The organism is Chitinophaga jiangningensis, from assembly GCF_900142605.1.
GTDB lineage: Bacteria > Bacteroidota > Bacteroidia > Chitinophagales > Chitinophagaceae > Chitinophaga > Chitinophaga jiangningensis.
In genome coordinates, this window is the sequence record NZ_FRBL01000015.1 from 29,337 (window position 1) to 49,887 (window position 20,551).

At 49.1% G+C, this 20,551-nt stretch carries 19 protein-coding genes; 1 reads left to right on the plus strand and 18 read right to left on the minus strand.

Annotated features, from left to right (window positions below; genetic code table 11):
- Positions 1–21: 21 nt before the first annotated feature.
- The 7 genes from BUB18_RS28160 to BUB18_RS28190 all read right to left on the minus strand — a co-directional run bounded on the left by BUB18_RS28160 (position 22) and on the right by BUB18_RS28190 (position 10,221).
- Positions 22–954, minus strand: a complete 933-nt coding sequence (locus tag BUB18_RS28160; protein WP_073087610.1) for a hypothetical protein — start codon at positions 952–954, stop codon at positions 22–24.
- Positions 955–965: 11 nt separating this feature from the next.
- Complete coding sequence (locus tag BUB18_RS28165) at positions 966–2,378, minus strand: PKD-like family lipoprotein (RefSeq protein WP_073087612.1); 1,413 nt, start codon at positions 2,376–2,378, stop codon at positions 966–968.
- A 10-nt stretch (positions 2,379–2,388) separates the two neighbouring features.
- Positions 2,389–3,222: a DUF4843 domain-containing protein gene (locus BUB18_RS28170; RefSeq protein WP_073087614.1), complete on the minus strand. Its 834-nt coding sequence runs from the start codon at positions 3,220–3,222 to the stop codon at positions 2,389–2,391.
- A 9-nt stretch (positions 3,223–3,231) separates the two neighbouring features.
- Positions 3,232–4,704, minus strand: a complete 1,473-nt coding sequence (locus BUB18_RS28175; RefSeq protein WP_073087616.1) for a RagB/SusD family nutrient uptake outer membrane protein — start codon at positions 4,702–4,704, stop codon at positions 3,232–3,234.
- A 12-nt stretch (positions 4,705–4,716) separates the two neighbouring features.
- Positions 4,717–8,082 (minus strand): SusC/RagA family TonB-linked outer membrane protein, encoded by a 3,366-nt coding sequence (locus tag BUB18_RS28180; RefSeq protein WP_073087618.1) that lies wholly within the window; start codon positions 8,080–8,082, stop codon positions 4,717–4,719.
- 252 nt (positions 8,083–8,334) lie between these two features.
- Positions 8,335–9,441 (minus strand): FecR family protein, encoded by a 1,107-nt coding sequence (locus BUB18_RS28185; protein WP_178372226.1) that lies wholly within the window; start codon positions 9,439–9,441, stop codon positions 8,335–8,337.
- 204 nt (positions 9,442–9,645) lie between these two features.
- On the minus strand, positions 9,646–10,221 hold the full coding sequence (locus tag BUB18_RS28190; RefSeq protein WP_073087622.1) for an RNA polymerase sigma factor: 576 nt from the start codon (positions 10,219–10,221) through the stop codon (positions 9,646–9,648).
- A gap of 163 nt (positions 10,222–10,384) precedes the next feature.
- Between BUB18_RS28190 and BUB18_RS28195 the strand changes: the two genes are divergently transcribed.
- Positions 10,385–11,917 carry a M60 family metallopeptidase gene (locus tag BUB18_RS28195; RefSeq protein WP_073087624.1) on the plus strand — a complete coding sequence of 511 codons (1,533 nt, stop codon included), beginning with the start codon at positions 10,385–10,387 and terminating at the stop codon, positions 11,915–11,917.
- 32 nt (positions 11,918–11,949) lie between these two features.
- Here the strand turns inward: BUB18_RS28195 and BUB18_RS28200 are convergent, their stop codons facing one another.
- The 11 genes from BUB18_RS28200 to BUB18_RS28250 all read right to left on the minus strand — a co-directional run bounded on the left by BUB18_RS28200 (position 11,950) and on the right by BUB18_RS28250 (position 20,545).
- Entirely contained in the window at positions 11,950–13,077 is a 1,128-nt protein-coding gene (locus tag BUB18_RS28200; protein ID WP_073087626.1) for a hypothetical protein, read from the minus strand.
- Positions 13,034–14,677 carry an FAD-dependent oxidoreductase gene (locus BUB18_RS28205; protein WP_073087628.1) on the minus strand — a complete coding sequence of 548 codons (1,644 nt, stop codon included), beginning with the start codon at positions 14,675–14,677 and terminating at the stop codon, positions 13,034–13,036. Before BUB18_RS28205 ends, BUB18_RS28200 begins: the two co-directional genes overlap by 44 nt.
- The gene (locus tag BUB18_RS28210) at positions 14,652–16,151 is read right to left on the minus strand and encodes a polyamine aminopropyltransferase (RefSeq protein WP_245805752.1); all 1,500 of its coding nucleotides are present in this window, start codon (positions 16,149–16,151) and stop codon (positions 14,652–14,654) included. Before BUB18_RS28210 ends, BUB18_RS28205 begins: the two co-directional genes overlap by 26 nt.
- 10 nt (positions 16,152–16,161) lie before the next feature.
- The gene (locus BUB18_RS28215; protein WP_073087632.1) at positions 16,162–16,377 is read right to left on the minus strand and encodes a DUF350 domain-containing protein; all 216 of its coding nucleotides are present in this window, start codon (positions 16,375–16,377) and stop codon (positions 16,162–16,164) included.
- A gap of 6 nt (positions 16,378–16,383) precedes the next feature.
- A complete protein-coding gene (locus BUB18_RS28220) occupies positions 16,384–16,599 on the minus strand; it encodes a hypothetical protein (RefSeq protein ID WP_073087634.1) in 216 nt (71 codons plus the stop codon).
- Positions 16,600–16,603: 4 nt separating this feature from the next.
- The gene (locus BUB18_RS28225) at positions 16,604–17,875 is read right to left on the minus strand and encodes a DUF4178 domain-containing protein (protein ID WP_073087636.1); all 1,272 of its coding nucleotides are present in this window, start codon (positions 17,873–17,875) and stop codon (positions 16,604–16,606) included.
- A gap of 1 nt (position 17,876) precedes the next feature.
- Positions 17,877–18,230 (minus strand): S-adenosylmethionine decarboxylase family protein, encoded by a 354-nt coding sequence (locus BUB18_RS28230; protein WP_073087722.1) that lies wholly within the window; start codon positions 18,228–18,230, stop codon positions 17,877–17,879.
- Positions 18,231–18,350: 120 nt separating this feature from the next.
- Complete coding sequence (locus BUB18_RS28235; protein WP_073087638.1) at positions 18,351–18,734, minus strand: hypothetical protein; 384 nt, start codon at positions 18,732–18,734, stop codon at positions 18,351–18,353.
- A 130-nt stretch (positions 18,735–18,864) separates the two neighbouring features.
- Positions 18,865–19,344, minus strand: coding sequence for a DUF4920 domain-containing protein (locus tag BUB18_RS28240; RefSeq protein ID WP_245805753.1), 480 nt, complete (start codon positions 19,342–19,344; stop codon positions 18,865–18,867).
- Between the two features lie 49 nt (positions 19,345–19,393).
- Positions 19,394–19,711 (minus strand): YciI family protein, encoded by a 318-nt coding sequence (locus tag BUB18_RS28245; RefSeq protein WP_073087640.1) that lies wholly within the window; start codon positions 19,709–19,711, stop codon positions 19,394–19,396.
- Between the two features lie 66 nt (positions 19,712–19,777).
- A complete protein-coding gene (locus BUB18_RS28250) occupies positions 19,778–20,545 on the minus strand; it encodes a helix-turn-helix domain-containing protein (protein WP_073087642.1) in 768 nt (255 codons plus the stop codon).
- Positions 20,546–20,551: the final 6 nt, after the last annotated feature.

A 20,551-nucleotide genomic window follows, 5' to 3' on the forward strand; every position in this document is an offset into this window, starting at 1 on the left:
AGGATTATTGTGTTTTAATTGTTAGTCCTTGTAAGTCACCCCCGGAAAATCGATACGTGCCTGTTTGAATTGGGCATCACATTCGCTTGTCCAGCCAAAGGCAGTAGTAGCCTGGTTTTTCAGGTTTACACCGGCTGCGCCGCTCATAAAGTGAATGTATTCGCCCAGGTTCATGCGGCGGGTATATTCCGGAAATCCTAACTCAGCAGTGTTAGCTTTCGGGAAGTTTTTGGACACCAATACGAAGAACTGGCTCAGCACTTTTTGTTCGCCATACTTTGTGTATATCGGTAACCACCAGTCGCGGAACCAGTGACTACCTTTTTCGGGATAGTCCACCTGGTCATCGAGGTAGTACATGTGCCATGCATCTGCTTTGGCTTTCATACCCAGCTTGCGGTATACATCATACACAAAAATGTCCTGCCACTTACTATCTCCCCATACGGTAAACGCGGGTGAGCCTTTCACGCCATTGGTAGTGCTTTCTACGATATGGCAGATTTCATGGATCAGCCCGGGCTCAGGAAACACGAAGTTGTCCCAGTCGGTGGTACTGAAGTCCACAATGTTTTTGTTATCGCCGCTGGAATCAGGGTAGTATTGCGGCTGGCCTACATTGCCGTAGGCGCCACCATGCAATACTACATACAGGCGTGGATCAGGACCCATCTCCCCATATACTTCCTTCGCATACTTCCAGGTTTTAGACATCAGCTCATAAGGCCAGGTAACGGTTGGAGATACAGCAGGGTCCTTGTACACGGCTACCTGTTCATCGTAATAGGCAAGGGTGAGCCGCTGGTTGTGTTCCAGCCAGTGCTCCTGCCAGATGCTGTCGGGCTTCGGCCCCTTGTTTGCAATGCCTTCGTTTTTGTCGGATTTACTGCACGACAGCAGGAACAGTCCCAGCAGTCCGGCCATCGCGCAGTGGATATATTTAGTAGTGTTCATAGGGAGCAATTTTATTTTCTGATAATGATGCCTACCGGCGCGCCAGGGATACCGTCTATACGGTTGGTGATCACACCATTTTTACCTACACTTACATCCAGGGTAATTACGCTGCCATCCACACCTGCGGTGAGTTTATCACCTTCCGCGTTGAGTTGCAGCATGGTTACTTTTTTACCGTTGAAGTTGGCATCCAGTGGGCGCACTTCTTCATTGAGCGGGTTGTAGCGGTAAATCTTATCGTCGGAGGTGAAGTAGAACACATCTACCGCGGTGCGCTGCCAGCGGGTATCAGGGCGCAGCAGGGAAGCTCCGGCAAACACGCGTTTACGTGTAGGCTTGATCGTGCGGAGGTCGTAATTGCTCATATCTACCGTAAACGTGTACTCGTAAACGTTACCATCTGTGGATTTATAGAACGCATAGGAAACACTGGGTACGGCATTCATAAACAGCAGTTCGCCCGGGCCGAGGTTGGTGGGATTGAATGCATTGCCTGCCACCTGGTAGTCGCTGCCCATGAAAGTACCACTGCCGTCAAATGTCACGAAACCATGGCGGATAGTATCAAAGCCAAAGAAGAAATTATAACGGCTGTAAAATGGCGCTAAGTAATAATTGCCCACCTGCATGCTGGAAAACTTCCCAAAGTCAGGTGCAAATGGGGCGGTAGAAGTAATACTCAGATACAGCTTACCATTGATAATGCCGGTAGGAACGCCGATGGCACCGCTAAAGGCCTGTGTTTCCAGTGGTGATGGCGGATTGAAAAACTGTTCGTTGAAGTAGCGTTTGCGCAGCATGGTGCTACCGTCAATGATTACACTCGGTTTAGCAGGGTCTTTACAGATCACCCAATAATCTTCCACACTTCCTTCCTGGTAAGCCAGCGGCTTGGCAAACAGCTGCACAGGGTTAGCGGGCAGGTCTTCGTTGTGCAGCGCGTGGTACAGGTCCGCGTTCACGGTACTGTCGGGCCGGATAAACGACAGGCGGGTAACACCTTTATCATTACTCAGGACCACTGTACCTTTGGAGAAACGGGTACCACCGTTGATTTTGAACTTATAAAAGTATTTCATTCCGTTGCGTTTGTCCGTAACCGTTAGCTTGGCGGAACGTTCCATCGGTTTCAGGTTGTAAACGATTTTCAGCGGGTAGCCGGAGTATAGATCGGCCCTCGCTTCTTCCGCTACCATTATTTCCCAATCGAAAGTGAGGTCCTTTGAAGGATCTCCATCTTCCAGGTAAACATAGGGACGGATGATCAGTGAATCGCCTACTATTGCACTCACGGTGCTATTATTCAGATCAGCCACCAGCGGCTCGCTGGGTGAATGGTAGTCGTAATTGCCAAGGTCTTTTTTGCAGGCAGCAAACCAGAGTGCGCCAATCAACAGCAAACCTGTTATCCTGTAATGCATAGTAATATTTTTAGAAGAGGACCTGTCCTCCGTTTTCGTCAATAAACACATACTTGTTGGCAGTAGGGAAGTACTTCAGCCAGAAACGCTTGGTAGGAGCCGATTTGCTGTAGAAGTCGTAGTCGCCGGTACTGTCGTTTCTCTTTTCAAGCACATAGCCGGATTCCGGATGCTCCTTTACCCATTCAAACGGATAGTTGAGCAAATAGCTGGTGTTGGCGATGTAATACAGGCTCCGGGGAATTTCCATATACCAGTCCGGATATGAGCCCTGGATCACCATATCGGTTGTGCCGGAGCTGATCAGGAACAACTGGTGTTTCACCCTGGTGTATTTACCCATCTGTGGCCAGGACGACCACCAGGCTGGTTCTTCCAGTCTGGACGAGAAAAGGATACGCTTCGTGCGTATACCATATGGCAGGTTACTGGAAAAATCCTTCCCACCACTCACCTGAATGGTCAGGTCTACGGATTTATTAGCCAAAGCGGTGTCTGTGTTCAGTAACACAATAGGAATGCGGAGCGTCCCGGAGTCCGCCGGCATGGTATAGGAAGCCTTCAGCGCCTCATAATGCAGGTCTTTTACAGCGGAAGTCAAAGTATCTATGACATTGATCGCAAACTCCCGGTTGTGATCCGTCGCTTTCCCGGATATAATGATGGGCAGCCAGATGGTATCCCGTTCGAGGTCCGGATGGTACGCGAATGAATACACGAGGCTGTCTGTATTTTTAAAATTCAGGTAGATATTATCCCTGCTGAGGTCATAAGGAGCTATCTCTTCCTTGGTACAGCTATATAACAGACAGGCAAGAATAGCGATGGTGAATAATCTTTTCATGGTATGCTGTTAATTGTTTCTGTATGCTTTTTCGTCATCAGGGAGCGGGAATACAAAGATGCTGTTGGATGCCGGTTTGGAACTGGTGGAGTTGATAGTCACCGCATGGTTGAGGCGCTTGTACATGTAGAACATTTGACTCTCTCCATAAAATTCTTTTCTCGCTTCTTTGATCAGCAATTCAATGAAATCTGCTTTAGCGGGAACGGTGGTCACGGTATTGCCAATTCCTCTCATAGCCCTGGCGCTGTTATAATAATCCAGTGCACGCTTTGGATCTTTATCATAGCTGGCTTCCGCTGCGATATAGGCCAGCTCCGTTAACCGGATAGCCGGTGCTACCAGTGGATGGATATTGGTGAGCGGGGAGGCATTGCGATAATACTTCTGCAATACCGCGCGGTCAGGACCTCCGGTGGCAGAAGCGGTATTGAGGAACCACTGTTTCAAACGCCAGTCTTCCGCACCTACCGTACCAATTTCATAGATATCATTTACCTGTACCATGGTACCACTGAAATCCGGATTCTGCTTGGTGAAGCGCTTTTGCAGATCTTCTATAATGGATTTGTTTTCTGTATAAAAACAGGAGATCAGCTCTTTATAGAAGATACGGTCACGTTTCTGGATATCCGTCTGGAAAAAATCTTCCTGTTTGGTAGCAGGAAATTTATTCGACAGTATTACTTCCTCCGCATTGCTTAAAGCATTTGCATAATCGTTTTTGTAGAGATATACACGGGCAAGCTCTCCGCAAACTGCATAATAGTTCATGCGGTGTCTCCTGTTCTGCATGAATAGGTCTGCGTCTTTGAGCTCAGTAGTTGCCGGATCTGATGCATACCCCACGGTGTAGGAGGAGAACAGTATAGGATCTTTTGTCAGCAACTGTTTCGCTGCTTTCAGATCTTTCAGCACACTGTCCATGGACGCTGTGACCGTGGAGAAAGGAGTGGAGGTGGTACCCACTTTGGTCACATACGGTATGCCTCTCAGCGTGGCCCCGTTTACGTAAGACGGTGCAAACAGCCGCAGCATATCAAAATGCAGGTAAGCACGCAGTGCCAGTGCCTCTCCTTTGATCAGGTGATAGTTATCATTTGTGAAGATGGTAGTGTCCCTGTCGATCGCCTGCAGCAGGTAATTACAATTGGCAATGGCGCCATAGGCATTTGCCCAGATCTCGTTGATGGCACCTTTGATAGTACCGTTGTCGTAATAGAAATTGGCAATTTGCTGGTTGTTGATGTCATTGAACTGGTAGTTCTGTGCCAGCACATCCAGCAGGTTGTAGGTCAGCTGACCGCCATACAGGGAAGAACCTGCACATTTCGTATAGATGCCATTCAGCGCTTCTTTGAAGCCCTGCTCTGAGTTAAAGAGCTCATCTCTGTCTACCTGTGTTTCAGGTTTGATATCCAGGAACTTTTTACAGGATACCAGCGATACGCCAAGGCTGAATATGAATAGTAATTTTTTCATGGTCGTTGCATTTTAGAAGGTAGCTAGGATAGAACAGGTCAGACTCCTGGCAAACGGATAATCGATACCACGTTCCTGTTTTACGCTGGTGATGCGCAGGATGTCGTTCATGGTTACGGCGCCGCGGAGCGACTGCAGCCCGATGCTTCTGGCAATGGTTTGTGCCAGGTCATACGACAGGTACAGGGATTGCAGTTCGAGCAGGTTTTCTTTCTGAATAAATCTGCTGGTAGCATAAGTGGTACGTGTGTCCGTGATGTCTTTGTACAGTGCCTGGTCGCCTGGTTTCTGCCAGCGCATAGCCATTGCACGACTGTCCACGTTGAAGCGCGGATCAGCGTTTTCAATGCGGTCTACCACTGTTTGGTTGTACATATCACCACCAAATTTGTAATGGAAGCTGAAGCTCACCATCCATTGTTTCCAGGTTACATTGCTACCGAAGAAACCTTCTGCCTTTGGCGTGTAATCACCGATCGGTTGAGTGTCGTTCACATCATAATCATATGTGAGGGAACCATTCTTTTTTTCATAGATTTCACGTCCGTTTTGCGGATCGATGCCATGTGATTTAACGCCATAAATAGTGTTGTACGACTGGCCTTCAACGAAGCGCAGCAGCGGTGTGCCCACAGCTTTATTATCCGGGTCCAGCTGGTATTTGTCTACGTTTTCGTTGTAAGCCTTCAGTGCATTGGAGATGCGTACAATGGTATTGGTATTGTGCGCCAGATTACCGGTGAGGTTGATGTTCAGGTTTTCTTTGCGCAGCGCGTTAATGGTCACATATAACTCATACCCTTTGTTAGCCATATCGCCCAGGTTTTCCTTGTAGGTGGAGAAACCAGTGCTCGGTGCGATATTGATATCTGTCAGCAGGCCTTTGGTAAGCTTATAGTAATATACCGGTATCAATACGATCCTGTCTTTCAGGAAGCCTATTTCGGCGCGGGCTTCGTAGTTAGTAGTTTTCTGCCATTGCAGGTTGTCGTTGCCATATGTATTTACAACCGCACCAATACCGGTAGAATACCAGTTGGAGGTTTGGTAAGCATAAGTTGTTCTGGCCAGGAAAGGAGGGAAGTCCACCGAGCCGGTTACACCGGAAGTGGCAGCCAGTTTGAGCCTGGACAGTGCCGGAAAAGTGGTTTTGAAGAAATCTTCGTTATGGATATTCCATCCGATACCACCGGACCAGAATGGGGCAAAGCGTTTATTGGCGCCAAATGCGGAGGAACCGTCGAGGCGAACCGCCGCATCAAACAGGTACCTGTTTTTGTAAGAATAGCTGCCGCTGAAGAAGGAACCGATGAGGCGTCTTTCTTCCACGCTGCCTTTAGGGGCTTCGTTTGGCGTATACGTACGGGCAAAGGCGATGCTGGAAAATTTGTCGTTAGAAAACCCGCGGGCCTGAAAACCTTTGAAGTCAGTGGTGGAAGATGTTACGTTGGCTCCGAGTACGGCGTTCACCGAGTGATTTCCGCCGATGAGTTTATTGTATACCATACGTACGTTACCATCCAGGTTGAGGGAACGGGTAGCGGAGTAATCGTAACTACCTTTGTTCATGGCTTCTTCCGGAGGGTCGAGGTAGAACTGGTTGCTGAATGGTGACACGAATTTGTCGCCGGTAGTCCGCGTACTGTTCATACTCATTAAACCAATCACACGCAGGGACGGTGTAATGCGCCAGTCAGCAGAGAAAGCATCAATCAGTTCCGTATAGGCGGATTTGTCAAAATTGCCCAGGGAGGCTTCGAACAGTGGGTTCAGTACCGGTACATTTTTATATTGGTCCGTTTCGTTTTGGTGGGTATCTACTCTCCAGTTAGCGATTTCACGAATGAGTTTTCCATCTGCTCCATAAATCGGATAGTAGGGATTCATTTTCACATAGTCAGTAAAGCTGCCATAGTTGGAGTTGCGGGCGTTTACCTGTGTAACCGTCAGGTCGTTTTTAAGCACCAGCCTGCGGTTAGGGTTATATGTAAAACTCATACCGCCGCTGTAACGGTCGCGGCCTGAATTTTTCATTACGCCGGGATCAGTCTGGTAGCGAAGGTCCACACCATAGCGGAAGGAGGAGTCACCGCCTTCCACATACACGGAATGTTTTTGAGAGTAGGCATTACGCAGTGGTTGTGCAAGCCAGTAAGTATTGATCCCACTTACTACGTTTTTATATTTGGAATAGTATTGTGCGTCCAGTTCTTCCTGGGAGTTAGCTGTGTTGTTGAGAGCGGAATACAACCCGGCGAGTTTTTCGTACGCCAGTTTATCGGACGCGTTTAGTACACTGTAGCCGGTAAGGTCTGGTGCAGTAGCTTTCATCTCTGCATTGTAGCTCAAACGCAGGCGCCCCGGCAACGGTGCTTTGGTAGTGATGACGATCACCCCGTTGGCCGCCCTGGAACCATAAACAGCAGTGGCAGCAGCATCTTTCAAAATAGTAACGGATGCGATGCGGTTAATATCCATATCTACTACTTTCTGTAGCGGCACTTCAAATCCATCCATGATGAACACCGGCAGGTTATAGGAGCTGGAGAGGTTATTCCTGTCCAGTATTTCGCCATTAGGCATGGCGGTAGTACCGCGGATATTGATCTTAGGCATGGCGTTAGGATCAGAGCCCAGCAGGTTGTTATCGCCTATGCGGAAGGAAGGATCGAAGGAGGCCAGGCCTTTGAGCATGTTCTGCGGGTTGAGCCTTTTGAGGTCTTCCCCCTTCACCACGATGGCGTTACCGGTGTAGTTGTCTTTTTTGATAACCTGGTAACCTGTTACCACCACGTCGTTCAGCGCGCTGGATTTGGGTGATAACTGGATAGGCCGGTTGCGGATGGCTGTTACCGGAATTTCCTTGGTGTTGTACCCCACACTGGAAAGCACGAGCACATCGCCGCTGTTGGCCTTGATGGTAAACTGCCCTTTGTCGTTGCTGAGTGTTCTCTCGGTGGAGTTCTTAACATACACTGATACGGCGATCATCACATCTTTGGTGAGACTGTCTACAATCCTGCCGAGAATGGTACTGTCGGCCTGCAACATTGCGTTGATGGCGGGCTCCGACATACCTGGATTTGCCGCGGCAGTTACTACAATTGTTTTGTTGACAATTGTAAAATTGAGCTTGAATTTTTTCAGGCAGGTTTGCAGCGCATCTTCCAGGGTAGCATTTTTGATGTTTACATCTGTCTTAAGTTCAGTTGGGTTTACGTTTCCTTTATAGAAAAAGGTGAAACCCGTTTGTTTTTTGATGTCTGCAAAAATGCTTTCCAGTGTTGCATTTTGCCTGTTGATGGTCACGTACTGGCCGGCTGCGTATACGGGCAGGTACAGCAGGAAAATGAGTGGCAGCAGGAGCCAGGCTTTCATAAATAAGCACAAAGGTTTCCTTGCCTTCGTTGCGGGCAACGAAGGAGGACAATGAAATTTGAATTTCATGTTGGTCGGATTTAGTCGATAAAATGTGCAGATAATCTCCGGTTGGCAGGTCTTACTGCTGGTGGCATTCGGTCGTTATCGCATGCTTGGTTGATTCAGATAGTTGGAACTTGATTTTTACAAAATGATACACATAAGCTTAAAAATTTTAAATCGGTTACTGTTACAAATGAGTGGCATACATTAATGCTTATAGCCAACGGTAATAACATCTTCTTTTATATCGAATGCAAGGCCATTGATTTCCAGTATTTTCAAAACATCTTCCAGTTTACTGCTGCGGGATATTTCCCCGAAAAATCTTTCATCAGGTATATTGCCGTTGTATTTGATCTTTACATTATACCAGCGTGCGATGTCGCGCATGACAGCAGGCAGATCATCATTCTTGAATGAGAACAGGTTGTTGATCCATGCCGTTTCTTTTTCTGTGTCGGCATTTACTTTACGTATGGATGCGTTGTTGCTGCAGATGGCTTGCTGGCCGGGCTGGATAACGATTGCGTTACCTGCCAGGCTCACTTTTACGGCTCCCTGGAGGAGGGTGGTTTTGTGTTCTCCGTCTTCCGGGTAGGCGTTTACGTTAAAGCGGGTGCCCAGCACCTGTACGGATTGATTGCCTGCCTGTACGAAAAATGGTTTAGCAGGATCGGCGGCGATATCAAAAAAGGCTTCCCCTTCCAGCTTTACGGTTCTGTTGCCGGCGGTAAATACTGCCGGATAGGTAAGGCTGCTGGCTGCATTGAGCCAAACGGTGGACCCGTCCGGAAGGATGATTTTATATTTCATGCCGGCGGGGGTGGAGAGGATGTTCTCCTGGTTTTGGTTGTTACCTGCGTTGGCAGGGGCTGTTTTATATAAGAGTGTTCCGTCTTCTTCTTTGGAAATGATCACCCCTTGCTGACTGGCAATCTGGCCATCCACGGTGCTGTCCAGCGCAATGGTGGTACCATCAGCCAGGCGAAGGGTGGGGGCTCCTGTAGCATACGCCATGGTGGCAGGTTTTGCCGGGGTGGCCTGTTGCTTCACCAGGTAAAGGGCGCCACTGCCTATTAAGGCGGCGGCTGCGGCGGCTACTGCCCAGCGGCGCACCGGCATACGTTTCACCGGTGTAGACTGTACAGCAATTTCGGTATCTATTTTCTGCTTCAGCACTGCTTTCAATCCTTCATACTCCATTTCATTCTCCGCAGTGATGAGGTCATCTTCTGAGTCGAACAGGTCAAAATACGATTCCAGGAAGGCAATTTCCTCGCTGGTGGCGGTGCCTGTCCTAAAACGTTTTAGCATTATGTTTAAAAGTTCCCTTTGCTGATGGTCCATCTTCGACTGTTTCTATATATATGAGCAGAGAAAATCAAAAGCGCCCATAAAAGTTTTAAATATTTTTAAATTATATATGTTTGAATGGTTTCTCGTGCCGAAGGCGGGAAAACCATTCGAAGGAAGTGGGGACCGCAGGTCTCCACTTCCTTCGAATGAAACAAAACAGGGCTACTTCATGGTAAGCATAATCGCAATCTGCAACACAATCAGGGACTCCCGCAGTGTCGACAACGCCCGCCCCATCTGGTTCCTGACCGTCTTAACAGAAATATTCAGCTGCTCGGCAATTTCCTGACTGCTGCGCCCTTCCTGGAAGCGCAGATTAAAAATTTGTTTTTGCTGGGCAGGTAAAGTATTGGTGAGTGCCTCAAAGGCGGCATAGAATTCCTTGTAAAGCACATGGCCATCGGCAAGGCCGTAACTACGCAAATCATCGCTGTCCTCCGGCAAATCCCCATACCTGCTTTCCTTCTCCATCTGCCTGAAAACACCATTGCGTGTGGCTATACGTAAATAGCCGGGGAGATTTTCAATAGGGGTGTCCTTTTCCCGGCTCCATAACTGTACAAATACATCCTGGGCAATATCCTGGGCCATATCCATATTATGTACCCGCTTATAGGCGATATTAAACACCTCCTTCCAGTACCGGTTATATAAAACGTCAAAAGCAAGGCCGTTCCTTCTGCTGATCTCCGCTAAAAGGTCCTGGTCATTTGCATTCAATAGTTCATCCCTCCCCATAATTGGGCATAAAACTAAAAATTGTTTCGGTTAAAAAAAGGACCTTTTGTTTAAGTGGTGGTGTGGGTTTGTTAACCTCCCGGCCAGACAAAGGTTATCTAGTATTAAATTTTATTAAATCACTGCATACCCTGTAGTAAATTAAGGTCCATATAACAGGAACATGAAAAATTACTATGCGCTTACTGTAGCAATGCTGTTACCCGTAGCATTACTGGCAACTGTGCCGCCATCGGATACCACCCGCAGCGATCCTTCGCAGGTAGAAATCCGCAAAGACCAACCGCTCGGCAAACAGGATACAGCCCTGCGGAAAGCAGTGCTCAGCTGGAGCCGTACCACGCTCGAAAGCACGGATTACAAATCCATCCAGGCACACCCTTCTTCCCGGTATTTCCCCGGTGAAGTGAAACCTGGTACACCCACGATAGAAAAGGTAGTGCCAATCCACCACCGGCGGCCTGCTGATAGTACCTGGCGCATTTTGCGCCGTTTGAACGGCTACCCTGATACCTATACGCAATACAGTACGGGCTTGTATGCCCCGGCAGGCCAGGTAATCGAAATTCAGCTGCCGCAATACCTCGCTGATATGGGCGAACTGTTTGTTCAAATCGGCTGCCATACGGATAACCTCGGACAATGGTCCGCCGGCCGCTCCAACTGGGTACGCATGCCGGATATCGTGAAATACGCCGCATTGGATAAAACCCTCGTACGCGTCAGCAGTCCCTTTGGAGGCCTGATCTATATTAAGTGCCGCCCAACGGTAAAGGACTGGTCCGCCGATATTCGTATCAGCGGCGCCGTTAGTTCCCCGCTCTATATCCGCGGGGTTACCACGGATGAACAGTGGCAGGCCCAACTCAAATCCAGCGGTGCCCCCTGGGGGGAAATCGCTACCGATCGCATCATCCTTTCTGTGCCTGATTCTATCCTGCAAAAACTCAGCAATCCTAAAAAAGTGATGGACCTCTGGGATGCTATCATCGGCGCTGAAATGGACCTGGGCCAATATCCGCAGCCGGTATACCGCCCCATGCGCCTGGCAGTAGATGTGCAGATCAGCGGTGGCTTTATGCACAACGGCTATCCCATCATGGCACATTGCGATGAAGGTACATTGAATACCATCGCTAACCCCGACCGCCTCCTCGAGCCTTCCAGCGGCGGTTCCAACTGGGGCTACTTCCATGAAATAGGACATAACCTGCAAAATCCTGACTGGATCATCGCCGGCACCGGTGAGGTCAGCTGCAACTTCTTTGCGCTCTATTGCTTCGATCGCCTTATCGGCGACCGCCACGGCGCACACGGCGAGATGACCGCTGAGAAGCGCAAAGCGCGCATCCGGCAATACTTTGCAGTCGGACCGGATTACAGTAAATGGAAACAGGACCCTTTCCTGGCTCTCACTATGTTCTGGCAAATACAGGAAGCCTTTGGATGGGAGGCATTTAAAGCGTTTATTCGTCGCTACCAGCAAAACCTGGCAACAGACCCTAATGCCAGCTTCGCAAAAAATGAGGATGCAAAACGGGATCGGTTTGTGCAAACCTTCTCAGAAGTCACAGGACGTAACCTGGTGCCGTTTTTCAAAGCCTGGGGTTTTCCGCTGGGAAACAAGCTGGAAAAGGAAATGAAAGTATACCCGGAGTGGATACCGTATAATATGAAGTTTGACGTTTCTCAATAATTTTCACAAAAGCGCAGGTGCTTGCGCCTGCGCTAATCCATCGTTTGTTCCCGCCAGTTGTATTTATCCTCCTTCATCTTCCAGATAAACCCATCCAGCACATAATGCGTCACCTGCGGCACCGCCAGCAGCGGCACCAGCAGCATCAGCGTTACACTACTTTCTACCTCCGGTAATCCCTGGAACAAGGAGAAAAAGCGGGTATGCTCTCGCCACACAAAGCCATCCCACAGGCCTTCTTCCACAAAGGCAAACAAAGCAATCACCCCCAGGAAAAGCAGGATGCCCTTATTACTGAAAACAGTTTGCAGAAATCTGTTTCCTCCCGCCGCCACATGATATTGCTTCCGGCCATGGGCCCACACCAGAGCCATGTACGGTATACCGTGACTAATCACATTCAGCAACGTGAACGTAAGGTCTCCCTTAAAATATATGATGCCAAAATACCAGGACAGCACCGTGCCCAATACGTGCAACTGTTTAGGCAGGTTTACCGCCTGTTGTTTTATACTATACCCAATTTCTTTTGCCAGGTAGATGGTCATAATCGCGAGGTAAGCTCCCCACAGTATATCGAGGATTTTACCGCTGGCAGGTACGTAGAAAAAGTCATCCGCAATGAACCAGTTGAAAGCCATCGGCCCTTTCAGGTGCCAGTACAGTAAAGGGTACACGGTAGCTGCGTAAATGGTGACCGTATCCATGCGCCGGGAGAGCTTACCGGTATTTTCCTTGCGGCTGTAAATACGCAGGAATCCATACTGCTGCCTAACGAAGTGATACACCGCCATATAAGCCAGCAGACGCCAGAACACCAGCGGCCCCGCTGCATAAGCCACCACCCCGGCCACCCAGGCCAGAACGGGCACCCATATGAATAAACGGCTTTGCCTGCGAAACGTACCTCCGTCAAAATAGGTCCGGTACACGGTGGCGTAAACATGCGACACATCAATAAACAATACCAGTATCACCCACCACGCCACACTCACGCCCTGCTGCGGCTGAAATGCTGTTGGAAACAGCCATATCACCAGCAACGCGGCAAAAGGAGGGAGGAGAATGAAAAATCCATCCAGGGTGCGACTATAAATCCAGGGCTGCTTTGTAGTGTCAGCCGCAATAATCGGTGAGGGCACCGGCTGCTTTATTTCCATGGTAAAAAGCTTCTTCAAATATAGATATGCCACTTAAATCAGAATGGGCATAAAATACATTGGCAAAGGGAGATTTTTGTGCCGCAGCTCTGACATCTCCCGTAATAAATCCTTTATGCGGGCGGATCATACCATGCCCCCACACGGTGATGTCGATATCGTGCATCAGCTCAGTGATGCCAGGATGCACCGCTTCAAGGTCGTCCGCAATGAGCTTCACCCAATGTTGTGGTGATAAGGCAATGGCATATTTCCGGGACGCCACCGGGTCCAGGTGGTCCAGTGGCAGGTAATACGTAATCACCTGCTTTGCCGGCAACTGCTGCGTTAGTCGCTGCTGCTGCGCGTTTACATAACCGAGCGATTTCCCCTGGTAAATGACATTGTCCCAGCAAAGCTGGTAGCCGGATGATTCAGGAATCTGGTCCAGCGTAATATTAGCCACTAACCAAGGCGAATACACGAAGGCATGATCGTATTGGCCGCCCGGGATGAGTCGCTGTGTAATAAACTGCGGCGTAGCCATGATACAGGCTTTTGCCACCAGCCGTTTTATCTGATGTGTATTGATGTCATAGTAATCCACCAGCACCTGTTTTGTTTCCGGGGTGATCTTGTACACCACGCAACCGGTCTGCGTTTTATCACGGCTAAACTGCTGCAGGTGCTGCACCAGTCGGCCGTTGCCCTGTGGCCAGGTGAGGAGTTGTGAGGAGTCGGCATTAGCCGCCTTTCCTTTCCGGGATGCAAAATAGTGTATCCCTGCCCAGGCGCTGATAGTACTGATGCCGGCCCCGTAGTCATCGCGGCAACAATAATCCAGGTACCAGCGCAGCTCTTCGGAATGGTAGTGCTGCTGCGTCAGCCATTCCTCCATGGTGAGCTGATCCAGCTCCCGGTACAGTGCATCGTTGGAGCTGTTAGCCACGGGAATATCGAATGCATAGCGGTTATCGCTGCCTTTGGCTTTGCGCAGCTGTTCCATCAACTCCAGGAAACGCCTGATCTCATCCTGCGTTTGATGGCTGATACCCAGCTGTGGTACCAGTCCTTCCTGCCAACGGTTACGGATATACAATCTTTCTTCCGGATCATAACAAAGATCTGTTTCATTGTAGATGGGAAGGCCGTTTGGATCATAGCCGGTTAGTATCCCGGCCTCCGCCAGCAGGTCCAGCAGGGGCTGGTTGTCCGTATTCGGAATAGGTAAATAATGAGCTCCTAAAGGGTAAGCGCTGTATTGATTACTACCTGAGCTGGCATTACCGCCGGTATGTGGTTCCAGTTCCAGCAGCCGGAAGTTAGTAAAGCCGCTGTGGTGCAGGTGCCTGGCAGCTGTGAGTCCGGCAGCACCGCCACCCACGATCACCGCATCAGTATATTCGGTGATGTCAGGCGTACCAAATTGCTGATCCCGCATCATATGACCCGCCTTGGCAGAAGCCCCGCTGATGCGGCTGCTGATATGGGCGTACTTATCTTTCTTTTCCATACAGGCTACATATTGTGAAACGGTAATGGTACCGCCGGCAATGATGGCCATGTAACGGAGAAACTCTTTTCTGCTGATAGTATTACTCCTGGTATTTTCCCCACTCATCTTCAAAATATTGCACCAGTATCTGGTTGTTTAAATGATTGGCCAGCACCTTACGCTGTTGCATATCGGCAGTAAAATCACACATCTGGCTGAAAGTGCCTGTGGCAAAGTAACGCAGGCCTGCCGGCAAGCTGTCGTGGTGTTTTGCCAGCGGCCCCGGCGATGCCATCACATATCCCCACTCCCCGAAAGAAGGTACATAGGTATGATAGGGAATCGTCTGGTAGTTACACTCCTGTAGCGTGGCATTCACGCACCAGAAGGCCTTTGGTGCCACATAGGGAGAGGTGGACTGTATCACCACCACGCTGCTGTCGGTAAGTGCATGGCGCAACTTCCGGTAAAACGCGGTGGTATAGAGCTTTCCCACGGCGTAATTGCCTGGGTCCGGGAAGTCAACGATCACCACATCAAAATGCTTTTCGTTTTCTTTGAGCCACTGAAAAGCATCGGCGTTAATCACGTGAACCCGTGGTGATAACAGGGAACTGTCATTTAACGATGCCAGCATGCTGTTTTGCCTGAAAAGCTTGGTCATGGCGGGGTCCAGGTCCACCAGTGTTACCTGCTCTACCTCCGGGTACTTCAGCAGTTCCCGCGCTGCCATACCGTCGCCACCGCCCAAAATCAGGACCTGACTGCGTTTGGGGCTGTAGAGCATGGCCGGGTGAATCAGCGCCTCATGATAGCGGTATTCATCCGCGGAACTGAACTGTAGGTTGCCATTTAGGTACAGCCGGAGGTCCAGCCGGCTGTGCGTAAGCACAATGCGTTGATAGGAGGAAGAGTGGGAGTAGATCACAGGGTCTCTGAATGCCTGGCTCTCTGCAAAGGTCATAATCTTGTCTGCCCAGATGAAGAGGCCCACCAACACGATGATACAGGCCACCGCTTTGGATTTCAGATAACGGGCCCATTTTATCTCTCTCTTAAACTTAACTAAAACAACGATGGCCACTGCCACATTCAGGATCCCGAAAAAGCAGGAAGTGCGGATCAAACCGAGGTATGGCACTAACAGCAACGGGAACACGATGGAAGCCGCCAGCGCCCCAATGTAGTCAAAGGTAAATACCCGGGATACAAGGTCTTTGAATTCGTACCTGTCCTTGAGGATGTTCATCAGCAACGGCAGTTCCAACCCTACCAGCGTACCGGTAAGCCCCACCAGTAAATACAGCACCAGCCGGAACGACGCTGCATGTTCAAACAGCAGGAAAAGCGCCGCTGAACTAATGCCGCCGATAAGCCCCACGAGGATTTCCAGCTGGATAAACCAGCTGAGTAAATCCTTTTTGAAGAAACGGGAAAAATAGGCGCCAATACCCATCGAAAACAGGTAGGCGCCAATGATGGTCGAAAACTGTGTTACAGAATCTCCCAACAGGTAACTTGCCAGCGTACCTGCTACCAGCTCATAAATGAGGCCGCAGGTAGCAATTACAAACACCGATAATAATAACAGAATTTCCAACGTACTACGTTTAACTATGAATGGCTGAACTGATGATCAGTCCAATGGCGATTATAAAAGCACCTACCACAATGGCCAGCGCAATATTTTTATTCTGCACCAGTTCCTTCCAGGTGTTTTCCGGTGTAAGCCGGTCCACCAGCCAGAAGGCAATTATGAGGATAACCACCCCTAATAATGAATACACGGCAGATGCGAGAATGTACTTGAATTGTAATGCTTCCATAGTGATTTATTTGTGATAGAAATAGTGAACGCCGCTGTGCGACCTGGCAGTGCGATCGTTGCCAGGCTTCCAGGTATCTGTGCTGGTACAGTTACACACCCGGTAACCGTAAGTATTGCTAACCAGCAGGATGGTCAACAGCCCTGCCAATATGCAAATGGTGATTTTATCATCTCTCCACGTAAATGGAAACCAGGAGAAAAGTGATTTTATTTTGTCCATTTTATTATTTTCTATAGGTGATATCACTGTTTTCCCAACGCTCGTCCTCCCGGATCTGCTGCCATTTCATGAACACCAGTGCCGCACCGCCAAACAGCAGGCACAGGATAACTTCATTCCATACGGTAGGCACATCCCAGAATACGGTCACGTCTGCACGAACGGTAGGTCCGGCCTTCTCCGTGGCTGTTGTAGCCACAAAATGATACTGACCAGGGGTAACGCTGCACACAAAAGCGGTTTGTTTATAATCGCCTTCCGACCAGCTTTCTCCATCTTCCACTCCACGGTAATAGGCCGTTTCCAAAGGAATCGTTCTTTCTTCGCCCGTTACTTCGTTTACCAGCGTAAGGTCTAGCGCACACCAGTTGTTGGTCAGGTCCGTATTAACTTGCACTTCTATATTGGTGACCTTATCATCAAACCTGAAGGAAGGACTCAGCAATGGTTTGTTGACAGTAGAATCGTTGATGTAAAAGCTATCCTGCATGATCAGCTTATTCTGCCGGTGGCTGTTATTATACAGGAAACTGAACAAGGCAACCAGGCAGAAAACAAAAGCAGCGATTCCAAACTGGTTCGGACGTAAGCCACGAAGAAATGGCTGGGCAGGTGCTATGCCAATTCTTGGGGGCAACGCCTTATCTTTGAGGAATGCTTTTTTTACTTCCTTTGGATAGATATAAATACCACGGAAAGCATTGATTTCGTGGCGTCCCTGGCGTTGATCCATTTCAAAAGAAATCATCTGCGGGGGATTGATAAACTCCAGGCATCGGGTGCTCTGCTTGTAATTCAGCTCCCACGGAATTTCTCCGATAATGCATGTATAATGCCCGCTAAATCTGCTGAACAATTCGAAGGTTTTCGCCTCGTATTTTACTTCCGTCTTTGTCTCAAAACTGGATGTAGTTACCTCAGGAAAATCCTCCATCGGTATGTTTTCAACCAGGAGCCAATGACCGTCAGATGCCGAGAGGAACCTGATACTGCGGTCGGCATTGTTCATCAGTACATACTCCGCCCAGTAAGCGCTGGAATGGTCCACTATGCGCTTGGTATATGCAATAACGGTGTATTCCAGCCCCCGCAGTACACCTACTGTTCCGAGTGGTATCAGCTGCGAAATCCTGGCTTTGTCCAGTTTATCTACCTTATTGGGGAAGCCTGAAGAAAAATCCAGCAGGGCTCCGCATTTAGGACAGCCATAGAGGCGGGTGTCCGGGTGTTGCAGGTCGATGCCCACCTTACAGGCAGGACAAGTAAAATGTGGCATTTTATCTTCTTATCTGTTGAGATTCATGTTTGGTGGTCTGGAAAAAATCATGAATGGCGCTCATGATGGCGGTAGTGATGGCATCATTGTTTTTCCGGAAGTTGGAAAGGAACACATCACAGGTACACAGGCCGTATTCCGGCCAGGTATGAATGGAGATATGTGATTCTGTAAGACAATGAACCGCGGTGAAACCTCCGTTGGGAAAGTCATGTACGGCGTTACCTACCTCTGTAAGCTGATGGTATTGAATCTGATGGGTGATAAAAGTTTTCCAGTTGTCACTTTGCTGCAGTAGTTCAATATTGTTGGTATACAGGGTGGTCAACAGGTGTAGCCCTGGTTGATATTTCATGGCAGAGATAATATGTGCATGTTGCAATGTAAAAATTCCTGATGAATTTTTCTTTTTGTTTCAGGAGATCGTGGTATATGCGAATTGTATGCCAGGTTCGTTTACCCTTTTACGTTGGCGTCATAAATTTTCTTCCTGCTTGCGCTCATAGCGTTCTTTTGCCTGCTGGCGGCGTTCTGATTTATGTGCTTCATAGCGGTCAAACTGATCTGTGCTCAATACTTTTTTCAGTGAGCTGTCGCGTGTGGCGCCCAGTTGTTTCATCTGTTTTCCTTTCTCCATGCGGGGCATCACGTTGTCTTTCCGCAGTGCAGCCATCTTTTCGGAAAATGTTTTATTGATGTCATATACTTTACCATACTGCTCATGGTTAAGCAGGAGTCGGGCCTTCATGGTGTCAGTCATGATGCGTATATAATCCCTTCTGTCCTGGGAAAAATTGGTAGTGGTGGTGAGGGTGAAAAGGGTTATCAAAACTATCCGCGCGGTGCCTATACTTTTCATGTCCGGTTTTTAATATTCAACAATGCCGGGAGGGCATTTGTTCTGTCGTGTTATTGTAGGAGATGCCAACGGCATCTTTTAAAATTAGCGCCTGACCGTTAGCCTTCGGCAAATGGTCAGGCGCTAAAAATTATTCCAGTACCAGGATGCCGCTGGCTGTATAGCGGTATTCCTGCTGTGGTGTGGTGATGGCATCAATTTCTGCCTGCGGTTTCTTCGCATCCTGCGCATAGTGGCGCAGTTCCGACACCGAAGTTATGGTCTGGTACGCCAATCCGTCCAGCACTATGGTTTTACCTTTTATATCCAGCGGTACAAAAAAGGCGTAGTCTTTCATTTTCACAAAAGCAGTGGTGCTGTCGTTTACCTGGAGTTTCATCCAGCAGCCTTTTTTAGGGCAAACATCCAGCACTTTCGCTTTGATTTTCAACGCTAGTTTACCGGTATCGTTTTTCAGCATAGCAGGGATCCGGGAGGCATCCACTGCGCCGGCAGCAGTAGTGCCGGCGCCATAGGTACTGTTGGGTTTGGCCGGACCTTTGGGAGGCTGCGCGTATACGCCGGTGGCGAGGCACACAGTTACGAGCAGAAAGATCATCTTTTGCAGCATAGCGATAAAGAGTTTGCGACTAAGATACAAAAGTTCTCTGTTCTGTTGTTTAGCGGTGGCGGATTTCCACAGATCCGCCAAAAGGCAGCACAGGTACCATGGCAGCCAGTTCCATTGCCTGCTCATCGTCCTTGGCGTTGATGTACATAAAGCTGACCACCCGCTGACCATCTTCTTCGATGGTGCCGGCGCCGGCCTGATTAGCTGTCACTACAAATCCGGGCTTTACAACCGGGGTACCGGACTGGTAATGATTAGCGGCCTTCCATTTTTCAACCAGCTCGTCCCAGCCTTTGCGTACGGTAGCAATATCCTCCTGCGTGAGTGGGGCAGGGTTTACACGGGTAATAAACACATATTCGTTCATGGTTCAATTATTTTATAGGGTAAAATTACCGGCATGCGCGGGCCTGAAATTGTAAAAAAGCATTTTTTACCATTCCTGCTTACGGGAGAAAAAATCGTGGGGAGTGGTGCCGGTAAACCGGCGGAAGTCCTTGATGAAATGAGACTGGTCAAAGTAGCCGGCATCGTAAGCCAGGCTGGTAAGGGATTGGGTGGGCTGCTGGTGAATGATATGATTTAGTTTCACTATCGTGGCATATTGCTTTGGGGTAGCCCCCACGATAGCGCGGAAGCGCTTTTCCAGCGGGTCTTTACTGGTATATAAGGCAGATGCTAACTCCGTCATGCGGAGTTGTCCGCGGCGTTGCTGTATTTTTTCAATGGCAGCCTGCACCAGCGGGTCCAAGGCGGACGGCTGTAAGCGAAGCAGCCACTGGTCAGTAATGGCCACCATCGCGGCTGGGGTAGGCGCCGCCTGCAGCCGGTCGGATAAATCCCTTAGCATGGCATCCGGGAAAAAGTTATCCAGTGATACTACCTGACTGTTTACTTCATGCAACGGTGCCTGAATAAATGCGGCAGCGCGCCCGGGTTTGAAGGTAATGAGAAACCAGGTGGTATCCGGGTGGTAGTTCATGTGCTGGGCTTCCTTGCGGATGCCGGAAATGCCATAATTACCCAGGGTTTGCACCTGGTCGTGACGGGTATGCTGAATATTGCCGGTAATGCGGAACGACAGGGTAATACCCGGCCCTGGCAGCACGGTGTTCACCCGTCCTTCACCACTTCTGATAAGCAGGTAGTTGGACACATATGGCTGCAACTGCGGGCACGGCAACTGGTGAAGGAATTCCATAAGAGG